A 13245-nucleotide genomic window follows, 5' to 3' on the forward strand; every position below is an offset into this window, starting at 1 on the left:
CGTCAAGTATTATCTAGTTTATTAATTCGATGAGACTACCTTTGCAGGTCGGTAAGGATCGATATTCCGAGGTGCCAGAATACTCTGTTTTTTTGAATGAGAGGGCTTGGCTAATTCACGAATCGAGTTTCTAATCGTAACAATTTGCTTAGAGTTACGCTCGAACATACAATTAAATTGCATTGCTTCCTCAAGTAAATCTCCTGCTGTGACTTCGCCCTTAGGATCGCACTCTTTAACTCTGGCAATTGTATCGATAACAATTTGTTCGATTTCTGCGCCGACATACTCGATCGTTTCATCGAGAATACCTTGCCACTCATATTTATCAAAAACTAGATCGTCTGTGAATCTAGAATCGAATCGTTTGAGAAATAGTAAGAATAAATTCAACCTCGATTCGGCATCGGGAGAATCGACTTCCCAAACACAATCAAATCTCCCAGCACGAGTAGCTTCTACGGGTAAGTCTTCAATCCGATTGAGAGTACCGATGACGAAAACTGGGAAGGTTTTATCTTGAAGCCAAGTTAGCAGCAAAGATAAAAGGGGTTTATCATCCCTGGTAAATAGTTTCTCGATCTCATCCATATAGAAGATACAAGGAGCGCAGACTTTAGCTATTTCTAAAACCCTTGCCATTGCCGTCAAACCACCGACTTTGATTTTGTCGATCTCTAGCGATAACATAGGGTAGCCCAGGGCAGAGGCGATCGATCGTGCAGAATACGTCTTACCCGTTCCTGGTATCCCGACCAACAGCCAACCTTTCGGGTAAGGTAGTCCGAGATCGATCGCCTGTTGACTGAATCTAAACTTGAGCTTATCGATCGCCAGTACCAATTCATCCAAACCCGCAATTTCTTTAAAAGCTGGTGGGGGATCGTACTTAACCCCCATCAGCGATAGACGGGCGTTGCGATAGGTTTCTAAATATAGTTCCGGCTCTGGACTCTCACCCGATTGTTGCAGTGCGAGCTTCAAATCTTGATAAGCCAGCCCCGATGCCAGTCGGAGATTGCGATCGGTCGGCTCGAAGTGGTATTCGCCAAATAACTCGGTAATTTCCGCAGCACTCGGAAGCTTCCAGGTGTACTCATAGACAAATCGTGCCAATTCGATCGGTAACGGCGTATCGTCCGTTTGCAATAGCACCAGCCGATAGCGAGACTGGCACAGGGAATAAAGATCGGCGAAATGCTCGTAGATTAATTGCCGCTCCCACGGCGCGAGCGTAGCGACGAAGGTTAAGTAATTATCGAAGACGAAATAGCCCTCACTACTGGCATTACAGATGGCATCGAGTAGCAGCCTAAAGGGTGAAGCGATGGCATTGTTGCCAACCAAAGCATTCAATCGCCACCGCTGGCAGTCGTTCAAATGAGTGCTGACGATCCATTCTCGATCGAGTGGATTACAGCGCACCAAGATTATCTGGTGCTGGGTCATTAATTGGTTCAGATCTTGTGACATTATCGGCTTTGGGATACTTCGGGTTCTGGACGCGATCGTTCGGGAGTGCCACCGCTAGTCGGCACTTGCACGGCTTCTTTCTCACCACGAGTCGGAACGTTAACGCCTAGAGAGTTAGCAGGAGTGGAAGCTAACTCAGGCGAATCGTTACCGATATTTGGATTAGAGTTGGACGTGCTAACATCTGGAGCGTTACCAGCGGTGGCTAATTCAGATGTGTTATTTCTGTTCTTCGGCTTGGGTTTGGGCGTATTAACACCTAGAGCGTTACCAGCAGTTGCTAATTCAGGTGAGTTGCCAATAGTCGGCGTGGGATTGGGCGCGTTTTCCTGAGTGAGTGGGAGGTATTGAGGATCTTGAGATTCGCCAAAGGCGACGCTTCGCGAACGAGCAGCTAATTCGAGTTGTTGGGCTGCTTTAACCGATCGAGGGTCGATGCCTCGTGCCGCCAGGACGCGATCGAGTGCTTTAGTCACATCCGGATCGTTAAATTTGGAATCTGGCTTAAAGTTTCCATCTCGATCGAGTTCGCCAATTTGAACGGGTTTATTACCTTCACTTGGGGTAACGAAGATAGAGCGCGTTCCTTTTGTGGTTTGACGATTAAGCTTGAATGTTGTCCCCTCAATATTTATGCTTTTGTAGCTTTTTGGTTTGACTCGATCGAATTCCGACTTTAGAACTCGATCGTAAACGACACTAGATGCTTGCTTGGGATCTACATCAGTTGTAAGTTCTGCGAGATCGAGAGTTTTCCCGATCGGGGATTGGGGTGAGACTTTACTAACTTCTTGAGGTGGTTCTGGTACTAATTCAGATTTGGGATCGGTTTTGGAAACTTTAGCCTCAACATCTGGAGTTGCCGCCATCCGTTTAGCATAATTCGTAAGGTCGGTCAGACCCTTTTCATCCTTGAGTTTGATACTGCTCAAAAGTTCGGGATCGCGATCGTAAGCACTGTAAATGACCACGCCTTGCGCGTCGGTTTCAAACAGCTTCTTGCCCCCATATTCAATTAGTAGATTCTCACCACCTTTAATAGTCGTGCCCTCTTTGCCATTCATCAAATCGAGGATAGCTTGAGCATCTTTTTGGGAGAGGGTCTTTTCAATGAAATTGTTATTTGAGTCGTAGCCGTATAAAACCTCAGTTCGATTATTTATCTGCTTCGGTCGTTCTAAATCCAATTCGCGATCCACCCGTGCAACGATCTCTGGTAGATCTTTAATTAGTTTTGATTCATCTCCTTGAAATCTAATCTTCCCCGACTTTGCGTACAGTTTAGAATCTTGAGATTGAATACTTATCGCACCGCCTCGATATTTCTCGAAATTATATTTAGTTCCATTTACATCTAGATCGCGCTGGAAGTATTTCCGATCTGGCAGGAGGCTATTTAACCGCTCGATCGATTGTTCTGCCTGTTGCTTAGGACTGAGATCGGGATTATTAGCATCTTTTCGGGTAACTTTAAATCCAGAATCCATAGTTGCTTCGGGTGAATTTGTCCGAGATACTTTAACCGATTCGACATCAGGTGCTTCGCGAGTTACTTGAAGCGATTTAGATTTGTTCTGCTCCCGATTAGATAGTTTGACTAATGCTGCCATCATATTAGCGAGTGCTTTAGAGCCTACTTCGTTGAGCTGCTGAGATAATCGTTCTGACTGGCTATGAATTTCCTGCATATATGTTCGCGATCTAGAAAGGAGCGCAATGGGTGATATTTTGCCTGTTATATTCAACTAAACGAGAGATATCTCCAGTTTTAAAAGATTTCGATCGAAGGTCGATCATTAAATCTGTGGGGATATAGTACTTTTTATCATCTTCAATGTCGAAGTCAATCCTGAATCCTGCTACCTCTAAAGACCGTTCGATATCGCTACCAAAAATATAAAGAATATCGTCACCAGTTGTCAGATCTCGTTCGATAAAAGTATTGCAAATATCTACGCTACTATTCCAATCGACAATATGCTGGATTCCTGACGGAGACAAATCGACAAGTTCATCTTTAACAAAATGTGGTGGGATAAAATATAGCTTTTCTGGATCGAATGGTAGACATAAATATTCAGCTAAAGGGTAGTCATAAAAGTAAGAATATCCAGCTCGTTCGATAATATCGATCGCGTATTGTCCCTTGACATATAAAGGTTGCCCAGCATACTCGCCATCATGCACGATCTCTTGCCCATCGCTATCGCACAGCCAGCCAAAAAACACCTCACATCGCTCGTTAAACTCACTAAGTTCGTTCGTATCCTCAATTTGTTTGACATGACTATGATAAATTGCCATACCGATCGGACATTCTATTAAAGTGCGATTGGCAACTAAATCGTGGAAATAGATCGGTCGATCGTTTAAATGAATCGAAAGATATGTTTGTGACAATAGCGGATCGCGATCGACATAAAAAGTACTACCACAATCGAGGGCAAATAGACATTGCTTGTCGGTTCTAACGTAAATTCGATCGTATGTGGATGGAGAAGTTAGCATAAATTTAAGGTGAGTAAAAATATGACAGCCGTAAGCCTAATCCCCGCCAACAGCTAAAGATAGTATCTAGAAATTCGCGCCCGTAGCGGCGGGGATAGGCGGCGGCGGTTGTTCGTGTGACGATACGTTGTAATTTAAGAGTCTACCGAGATCGGCATAAGTTAGTGGTTTGAGTTCGTCCTTAACCATTAAATCTGCGGGAATCAGGTATTTTTTATGAGCTTCAATTTCATACTCAGTTATGTCGAAACCAGAAGCTTGAAAACAATTGATGATATCGCTACCAACAACATGTAATGGATCGAAGTTAGACATTGAATCTTCTGTTACTGCTTCGGCACTTAATGGTAATAGCCGCTCTAGAATTTGCGTGTATCGTAATAATTCCTGACTGAAATCGATCTGTGAAGCGCGATCGCGTTCGTTAATTATAAATTCTCTAATTGCGTTATGATCTGCAAGCGATCGCTCCTTAAATGCTTTACTCTGCTCTGAATCGTAACTAAACTGATGAAGAAATGGGATGCTAACATTATCTTTATCTCCCGTTCCTGGAGATTGAATGATACATTTACCTTTGGGAAATTGACCGATAACGTGAGCTTCAATCAATGGCTTTTTGTGTAACTGGTCGTTCACCGACCGACTGTTACCGCTATTTTTACCGAAGTTATAAGACTTTGAATTCGATTTTAGTTCGAGTTCCTCCTCTCCAAAAGCTTGCGATAGAGAGCGTTCTGTATCGGGATCGCCAGGGTTAAACCACACCTTGGTATTGCAGTTAGTCAAAAATCCTCTAGCTCGATCTTTCCCATAGATTGCATCTAATTGACTCAAATACTGTGTCCCGATAATTATTGAAGATCCGTTATAACGATCGACAGCCAACCATTTCAAAACAATCGGTAAATTGAGTAGATGAAACTCATCAAAACTGCATACCAGTGGTTCTTGTCTCCCAGCTCTAAGGTTGTAAGCAACGACTTGGTGGATTGCCATCGCAATCAATGGCACGGTACTAGCTACATTGTCAGGATCGAGCATGAAAACGACCATCTGCTTGCCATCAACCTTGAGTGGATCTTGAGGGTCGAAGCCTGGAAAAGTTGTTTTACCGCAAAACGTCGAGAGATAATTCGGTATTACCAGTGGAGCCAGCATTTTAATGGCAGTAGCTAAAATACTGCCTTCGGGACTATTTTGGCTGTCTTTTTTACCTGTTGCAGTAAGAATTCCAAATTCAGAATAGATCCAAGGATCGATGGTGTCGCGACCAGCTATCAATCGTTTGGATAGGTTTGATAGCTTGAGAATCTGGTTCACCATTAAGATATTAGCGAGCAGCGGATCTGCTTCAACTTTGGCGACCCACTTAGCCAGCAAAAAGGCACCAGATAGCACCGAAGATCCCGCAGGATCGAAGAATGAGTCCTTCTTGGCATCCTTTTCGCTGGTGTTGTCGATGAGAACGCTAACGCGCTCCCGCGCTCCTGCGACATCTCGCTCGTCTTTAATCGAATCAAAAGTATTGAAAGTGTTAGAAATTAGATCTCCTGGAGCTAAAACTCTCACCTCGTATCCATGTCTGAGAGCCAGCGGAATTAACGTCTCAGATTGACCGCCACGACCTTTGCCATCGAATAACGCGATCGACATGCCCTGTGCGATGGCAGAATGTAGGCAAGGATCGATGACATTGGCTGTTTTACCAGAACCAGTACCACCGCAGACTAGCATCCCGCGATTGATTTCTGGAAACATGATATTCGTGCCAGACTTTCGCCCTAAAACCCGCTCTGGGGTGCTCACAGGCGCACCGATCGGTTCGGTAATATAGTAAGCAGCATTATCAAATTTACGTTTGCGGATCGCCATTTTAGCCAGCTTGCGGCATCGTTGGATCTCGCCTGGGGTCGCCCACCTTGCGGTAGCAGTTTTCCCTTTTTTCCCGTTTCTGCTCTGAATTATAGTGAGAATGACGAAGAGAACCCCTAGCCCCAAAATAGACATTAGAGAGGGATCTAACTTCGCTATCTTCGGAAACGGAATCGGGATCTGGCTAACTTGACTTGCAGATTTCATAATCGTCGATCGTATTATTTATTGGTTGTCTGACGTTGAAGCAACCGCTCTTTTTAAGAGTAGAAAATGGAAATGATTTATCTGGTAAATCGATTAATTGCAAAGAATTTGTGTGTTTATCACGCTCGTCTACCACGACATGCAAGCAACCCGCTTTCCCACAAGTTTGTGCGAAAGGAAACCGATAAATCGTGAACGTGGTTCCGCCACTTTCGATCTGCGCTGCGAGAATCTTCTTAGCGATTTGTGAGGCAACAAAACTTTTAGAAGTGTAAACACTGCGCTCGATAACTCTCTCTATCTCTTGGGTCGAAGAAATATCTGTTGCGATCGAATAAACACCCTTGGGAGCATGAATTTTATCCCCGATCCAATTGGCTACCTGAATTGCGATAAAAGACCCACTTATTGCCAGCAGAGCTGCTAACCTGAGTTCGATGAGGCATAGCCTCATCGAACTCAGATGTGACAACATGTTCAGCTTAATAGCAAATTTTATGTAAATTTTGGCACGATAAAACCCATCATTAAGATGATTAATGATTGAAAATATTGAGTTAAGTTAATAAATAAATAATCGGCTAAATAGGAACAATACTAAAGAAGTTTTGAGCAGGCTCATCTAGCTTCAAACTCGGCTTTTTAGGTTGATGAGTATAAGCAATTAATGCTGTAATCAGATTTAGCATGAAATTATGCAAGCTCCGATGGCGAGAATGGACTAAATAACAAATATTTTTTAACTGGTCATTTACCGTTTCAATCAGCGAGCGTTTCCGAAGTGATATTTTGTCATCCATCAAGATGAGCTTGTTTTTCATATTAGATTTTAGTGGCGTAATTAGCTGCAATCCTTTATTTAATAATTCTTCAAATAGTTCTTTCTTAATATATCCTTTGTCTCCAAATATTTTTCCTGATATTCCCTGTGTCATTGATGGCAAATGTGTGCGGTCATCGACATTGCCAGGTGTGATTTTGCAGCTTAATATCTCTCCGCAATCATTAATAATTAAATGAAGCTTGAATCCAAAGTACCATCCCATAGAACTCTTACTCAGCTTGGCAGTTTCTTTGAAAACCTTATTTCTTTTAATTCTTTTTGGGTGACAAACTGGAATAGCCGTGCTATCCACGAAACTAATTCCAGTCACCTTACCTTGACGAGAGTTGAGATAATAAAGGCAAGCTATTAAAACATTTGGCATCAACTCCACCATTCTATTGTAACTAACCAACTTTGGAAAATAATCAGTTAAGTTTTGACAAACATTTTTGAGGTAATAATCCTTAAATGTTCGATAGCTTGACTGATGGAAATGAATAGAAATAGTCATGACCTCGCTCAGTGATAGGCCGCAGCGTTTTGGTAAGCTATTACCGTTGGCAGGGAAAGATATTGATGAAAAAGTTGCTAGCCAATCTTGGCAGAAATCATCTATTTCACAAAATAGTTCGGTTAAGTCCATCATCTAAGTGTGGTTTTCTAATATATATATTAATTTAACCAGAATCAGAGATTATACATAAGGGTTGCAATGCTATTTGTACTTTTATTTGCCGACCGCTCCTCAGAACTTTTAATAACTTATTAATTGTTAATTATTTGTAATTATCGATCGACGTTTTACTTCCAAGTCATTATCAATAATCAAAGCTTATTGATAATGACTTGGAAATATCTCATTTTAATAATTGATGTTTATGACTCAAGCACAGTCAGAGACTTGATTTGATGATGAGGCACAGCCTCATCGAACTCAGGTTGCTAGTATAAATGTCGATCTGACTTTAACCGAACTTTTCATGACGATTCACCAAGGGCGACGCTACGCGAACGATCGCAGGTAGTTTTGCTGATGCTCCCCCGTCGGAATATACGTTCAAAGTCGGGCTATAGGAGTTCTTGGTAGCACTTCCAAATAGGGCAACTTTGTCAATACCAACAGCGGATGGAATGGTGGGCGAAATGCTTGGTGATGTTGAAACTGAAGCTATTGAGGGGGTCGAAGGAATTGATGGAACTGATGGAATTGTTGGTGATGGAAATAATTTATTTGCAACGGGCTTAATCTTCATTGGCAGTAGCAGATTAGCTTGCTTCTCATTAGCTGGGAGCGGTAGCGGGAGCGCGAGAAAATAGGGTGTGGCTTGAAATCCGAGAAATGGTAGGGTATAACAATAGCGAAAACTGAGTGTTTGTTGAACCGTCCCAGCTTTGACATTAGGAGATCTAGCAGACCATTTCGAGCCGCAGTCTCCAAAACCGATATATGGGACTTCAAACCCTGAATCCTCTCGAACCCCAGCAGCAGTAAATAAATCTCCGAGCAATCCTTCACCACCTTTTAGCCGCAATCCAATCGGCGAGATCGTCCCGTTGTAAGGGTTTAAATTGCTGTCGGAGGCGATAGGGCTGAGTAATTCGACTGCATCGCAGTTTTTACAGGGGGCATTCGGCTCTTTATTACTGCCAGCGGCAACTTTATCGCCATTAGCAACGCTCAATTCTTTTTGCCCCGAATGCAGAAGATCGAACTTTAGCAGCGTCAATCCTGGCGGGATGGAACCGATTTTAATGAATTTATCAAAGGACAATTTAGATACCCCAGGCATATCGGCAACATAAACCGTCTCACCGGGATTGGCGACATCGAGTGGTGGTTTGCCAATACCTGGATAGTCGCCGTATGGAGTATCGGTAACGCCAGGGAGGTTTGATGTTGGGGTAGAGGCTAGAACTTCAGGCGGTAAGGGAGTTTTCCCTAGTGGGCTATTGGCAACATCGGCAACCGATTTATTGGGATCGGCAGCCCCCCAACTCGGAAAAACATCACCAACCTTTAATTTAGCGAGCTGGGGATTTGCCGTGACAACCGAGGCAAAGGGCAATTTGCCAAAGAGAGGTAGGGCGGTTAGTTTGGTATTGGCAAAAGCATTGGGATCTCCACCCGCATCGGTAGTTGCCGATTGTGGGGAATACTTGCTGGTCCCCATCATCGATGCCATAGCTCCAGGAACGGCTTTAGGCAACGGCGTACCCGCAGCATACGAAAAGCTAGGAATCTGTGGGATGCGGAGATCGGCGACGTAAGTTGCAGATGTCGTCGTTGGCGGACTATTGGCAAATGTCGCCTGAGATAGAGCCTTTTTAACTGCGGTTAGTTGTTCGTCACTCAGTTTGGTGTCGCTATTTTCAGCGCGAACTGGAAGCGACAAACAGCCGAGACTAAATAAAATAGCCAGAAAAAGATGGCGATAAATCATATTACATTACCTCTTGAAAAATAGGAAAGACATACTGTTTTAAAAACGCGAATATACTCAATCCGCCAGTATAAATGTGATAAGCAGCTACGCTAATATTTGAATAGACTGCCGTTCGCATCGTGGCTATGAAAATCGCCCGACGATTTCGGTAAAACCATTGTCCGATTGACTCCGAACTAGGTTGTCTGAAGGTACGAATTTGCATTTATTTAACTTGTTCTGGATAATTTGGTTTGAAGTAGCGCATCCCTCCATACAGTCCAGTCACAACTCCAAATAAAGCACCTAAGAAGGTAATTATGACGATCGCTTGGAGGGCAAAGTGTTGTGCCTGATGCCAATCTCTTCGGTTCATTTGAATTAAAATTTATTAGTGTTTTTGCGATCTCCGTTGTAAAATCCGGTCGTTGGCATAGCCCCTCCGCCGGAGGATCGATAGCTCGGCTGGCTGAGAATTGCAACTGGAGAAAATGTCATCACGCTATCGTCAACCTGCCTAACTTTGACTACTCTCACCGTTAACACCCGCTTTCTGCCCGATCGATCGTTGAGAATCACTTTGAGCGAACCATTCATATATCGACCGCTAGGACGGGCACTAATATTTAACAGAGAAGCATTGACGCATTTATTGTTAGTGCAACCATCGGTAGTAATGACAAATGAATCGCGGAAGCGTTCGGGATTGTCAAAAAATATTCTCTCTATCCGACGATCGGTTGCCGACCAATCGAGTAGCTGTCCGGTGTTTTCGGATACATAAGCCATTACACTTTCTCTTTGCAATGACACCGTGCCAGCCCTAGCAGGAAGGCTAGAAAGTAGAAATGAAATTAGTACTAAAAGTGGAATTTTACTTAATAACATAATTGCCTTGATTAGTTTGTACTGTTATCGGTTGAGTTGGCTGCTTTGAATAATTAGGGTTAAAGATCGGAGGTTGAGGGGTAAATGACTGGTTTGGAGTTCCTGGGGGTTGAGTTGGAGTAGTCGTGAAATCGGGACTGGTGCTTAGAGGCTGAAGGATTACCGATTGAGTTGAAGTTCTCGGAGGTTGAGTTGGAGCGGTGTAATTAGGGTCGATCGCTGGAGGCTGAGGAGTTACAGGGGGTTGAGCTGGGGAAGTGGTGTAGTTAGGGTTAGCGAGGGCTGGAGGCTGCGGAGTTACGGGGGTTTGAGTTGGCGCAGAATAGAAAGGATTGGGTGCAACGACATCCCCGCTGTAATTAATCACAGATTGAGTAGACATCGGATTCGGTGGTGTTTCGACAATTAATGAAGTGGCTGAAGCGTCTAAACGAGCGACTTTTTGTGCAGGGGTGGGTGGATAATTTTGGGGCAAACTCGAAGTTTGAGGGGTGTTGTTATCGATCGGGAGTTGGAAGGTTGCAGCTTGGGCGACATACACGCGCATGGGCGTACCAGGGAGCAAATAGCCAACTTTGCTCATTTTCTGTAATTTGCTAGCCAGACTGTTAGCACGGCTGACTTCAGCTTGCGCTTGCGGGCTAAAAGCACCTTTAAATACAGCACCTAAAATGTTAGGACTGCCATTGTTTTGAGTAGCGATCGTCGTGCCAACTCCCACGCTCACAGAACTGCTATTACCGCTGTTAATTAGGACGTTACCAATTTCAGCCGCACCGCCGAAGATAGCGGCGCGGGTATCCGCTGCGGCAAGCTGTGAGCCATTGACCTCTTTGATCTGAGCGAATAGAGGCTGGTTATCGTTACCAGTGATGGCAAAGGCTCCAGCGGGAATATCGATCTGAGTATTACCGTAGGTAACTTTTTTCGATACTGCCTGAATCATGCCGTTATCGGCAATCTGCAACTCAAATTCGATCGCGGTGCCGACGGGTAGATGCCAACCGGAGCCAACCTCGATCGCTTTGTCGATCGTCACTGTTGCCAGAGCTTTGGTATTTTGAGATGTCCCTTCCCCATTGCCAATTAACGTGTAGAACGGCGTTACCAGTTTCCCAGAGACTACCTGACCGACTGGTAAGCGCAGAATGGGCAACATTGCATTGCCTCCAGCAAGAGCGAGCGGTTGGTTCGTGGGCTTAGTCGGAGTTGTGTCGTTCGGAATACCACCATAATTAGCTAGAGCTGAGGCTTGTTCCCAATCTAGTCGTGGTTGTGGAGAGATCGCGGGTTTTGGTTGGGCAATTGGCTGGGTAGAAGCGAGTACAGGTTTTGGTAGTCGGGCGATTGGCTGATTTGAAGCAATCGTGGGTTTTGGTCGGTCAACTCTTGCGGGTTGTGGGATAAAAGTTCGTGTGGAATTAGCATTGCTTTGACTGCGAAGCGATGCTAGTTTTTGTTGCTCTTTGACTACTCCATTACGAGCTTCGATTAGCTGTGAATTCTCACGCTGGCGAGATTGGCGCAATGATGCTAGTTGAGTTGTTTCCTGTTGGCGAGACTGGCGCAATGATGCCAGTTGCGTTAGTTCTTGTTGTTTCTGTTGTTGCAAAGAGGCTAATATAGATTTCTCTCGTTCGGAAGACAGTGTGTTATCGATCGGTTTAGTCGCAGTAACAGTTGTAGCAGCAGGAGTCGGTTTGGTTGCCGTAACAGTAGCAACCGGAGGAGTTGTGGATGGAGTAGGGCTGGGGTTTGGGCTAGGCGATGCAGCTTTCGCCTGTTCTGCGGCGACTCGCGCTGCATCTGCTTTTTGCTGTTCCATCACCAGCTTAGTTTTCAGATCTGCAACTTCTTTTTGCTGTTCGGGGGTCGATTTAACAGCTTCGCCATTGGGTAGAGAATCGGGTTTCTTGGCAACTTGCGGAGCTGTGGCATTACCCAGACCCCACAGCAATAGCATGGTGCCAACACCCAAAGTACTAAATAGCCCCAATCCGATTAAGAGGATTTGAAGTTTTGGATTTTTTTGTTGCGGCTGCGAATCTTCTTGAAGATCTGCCGTACTCGCAGGTTGAGATTGTGATTCTTGAGATTCATCGCCAGATTTCGGCAATTCGATCCCCATATTTTTAGAAATTTCTTCGAGTGCTAATCTTCCTTGTGTCATACGATTACTCCTTAATAACTGTCTTATTTAATATTGGTAATTGAGATCACTTCTAAACCCTCAGCACGAGCGATTTGAGCGGCTTTAGCAATGCCGATATCCTCATATTTACGAGTGACTTCCGATAATAGTGGTGGTGGCACCGCTCGCACTGTCATCTCAACGTTGATGTTTAGTTTCTTTGGTTGCTCGTTAGAACTATTAACGATTAATTGAGTGCCAGCAACTTTGACCTTCCATTTCCCCGCACCTAGAGATTCTGGCTCACTAACTTGCTCGACTAGATAAGCCGTTTGCACCGATTTGTTGCCATTTCCCTGCACGATCGATTGCAGTTCGCCCAATTCTTTGCGGTAACTATTAGCAAATTCTGGATCGAGGGCGAGAGTGTAGCGATATGCAGTAGTTGGAATCTTTTTTCCTCCTTCTACAGCGATACCAGGATCGGGAATATTGCCCTGTTCGGGCAGAGTGTTGCGCCAAGTGTAAATACCACTCATGGTTTTTTGAACGAAGAATTTAATCAGCGTTGGCGATCGATCGTTCCCCGTGAAAAATTCGAGTGTTTCTGTCTCGCCATTACCTTTCGTAATGAATGTCGGCATCGATCGCGAAATCGCAGCAAATAACATCCCGATAATCGCTACGCCGAAAAATATATTAATAACAAGCAGCCCGAAGGTTGCCAGCTTCCAACCAGTAATAATATTTTTAGAACGGATTGTTTCGGAACTATCTACGATATATTCCTCGCGATCTTCTCTCGAATCATGGATGACTAGTGCCGATGCAGGTTCGTCACTTTGTGGAATAAAATTTGTTATTTGTCTAACTTTCATTGTTTTATAATAAGGCGATAAATGAATGGTTGAAGC

The 13245-nt window shown here is 44.2% G+C and carries 12 protein-coding genes; all 12 read right to left on the minus strand.

Going from position 1 to position 13245, the window contains the following annotated elements; genetic code table 11:
- Nucleotides 1-21: 21 nt before the first annotated feature.
- Nucleotides 22-1473: an ATP-binding protein gene (locus CHA6605_RS06850; RefSeq protein WP_015158765.1), complete on the minus strand. Its 1452-nt coding sequence runs from the start codon at nucleotides 1471-1473 to the stop codon at nucleotides 22-24.
- A complete protein-coding gene (locus tag CHA6605_RS06855) occupies nucleotides 1473-3161 on the minus strand; it encodes a hypothetical protein (RefSeq protein WP_015158766.1) in 1689 nt (562 codons plus the stop codon). The genes CHA6605_RS06850 and CHA6605_RS06855 overlap by 1 nt, the downstream gene beginning before the upstream one ends.
- Before the next feature lie 13 nt (nucleotides 3162-3174).
- Nucleotides 3175-3981 (minus strand): hypothetical protein, encoded by an 807-nt coding sequence (locus CHA6605_RS06860; protein ID WP_015158767.1) that lies wholly within the window; start codon nucleotides 3979-3981, stop codon nucleotides 3175-3177.
- A gap of 66 nt (nucleotides 3982-4047) precedes the next feature.
- Nucleotides 4048-5856: a type IV secretory system conjugative DNA transfer family protein gene (locus CHA6605_RS06865; protein ID WP_232432212.1), complete on the minus strand. Its 1809-nt coding sequence runs from the start codon at nucleotides 5854-5856 to the stop codon at nucleotides 4048-4050.
- Between the two features lie 184 nt (nucleotides 5857-6040).
- Nucleotides 6041-6517, minus strand: a complete 477-nt coding sequence (locus CHA6605_RS06870) for a hypothetical protein (protein ID WP_041547711.1) — start codon at nucleotides 6515-6517, stop codon at nucleotides 6041-6043.
- Between the two features lie 127 nt (nucleotides 6518-6644).
- On the minus strand, nucleotides 6645-7532 hold the full coding sequence (locus CHA6605_RS06875) for an IS982 family transposase (RefSeq protein WP_015329006.1): 888 nt from the start codon (nucleotides 7530-7532) through the stop codon (nucleotides 6645-6647).
- 322 nt (nucleotides 7533-7854) lie between these two features.
- On the minus strand, nucleotides 7855-9330 hold the full coding sequence (locus CHA6605_RS06880; protein ID WP_015158770.1) for a hypothetical protein: 1476 nt from the start codon (nucleotides 9328-9330) through the stop codon (nucleotides 7855-7857).
- A gap of 1 nt (nucleotide 9331) precedes the next feature.
- Nucleotides 9332-9538: a hypothetical protein gene (locus CHA6605_RS32630; RefSeq protein WP_015158771.1), complete on the minus strand. Its 207-nt coding sequence runs from the start codon at nucleotides 9536-9538 to the stop codon at nucleotides 9332-9334.
- The gene (locus tag CHA6605_RS33780; protein WP_015158772.1) at nucleotides 9539-9688 is read right to left on the minus strand and encodes a hypothetical protein; all 150 of its coding nucleotides are present in this window, start codon (nucleotides 9686-9688) and stop codon (nucleotides 9539-9541) included.
- 5 nt (nucleotides 9689-9693) lie between these two features.
- Nucleotides 9694-10200, minus strand: coding sequence for a hypothetical protein (locus CHA6605_RS06885; protein ID WP_015158773.1), 507 nt, complete (start codon nucleotides 10198-10200; stop codon nucleotides 9694-9696).
- Nucleotides 10187-12370 (minus strand): hypothetical protein, encoded by a 2184-nt coding sequence (locus CHA6605_RS06890; RefSeq protein WP_015158774.1) that lies wholly within the window; start codon nucleotides 12368-12370, stop codon nucleotides 10187-10189. Before CHA6605_RS06890 ends, CHA6605_RS06885 begins: the two co-directional genes overlap by 14 nt.
- Nucleotides 12371-12393: 23 nt before the next feature.
- Nucleotides 12394-13209 (minus strand): hypothetical protein, encoded by an 816-nt coding sequence (locus tag CHA6605_RS06895; RefSeq protein WP_015158775.1) that lies wholly within the window; start codon nucleotides 13207-13209, stop codon nucleotides 12394-12396.
- Between the last annotated feature and the right edge of the window lie 36 nt (nucleotides 13210-13245).

Origin of the sequence: Chamaesiphon minutus PCC 6605, assembly GCF_000317145.1 — a bacterium.
In the GTDB taxonomy this organism is placed as follows: Bacteria; Cyanobacteriota; Cyanobacteriia; order Cyanobacteriales; family Chamaesiphonaceae; genus Chamaesiphon; species Chamaesiphon minutus.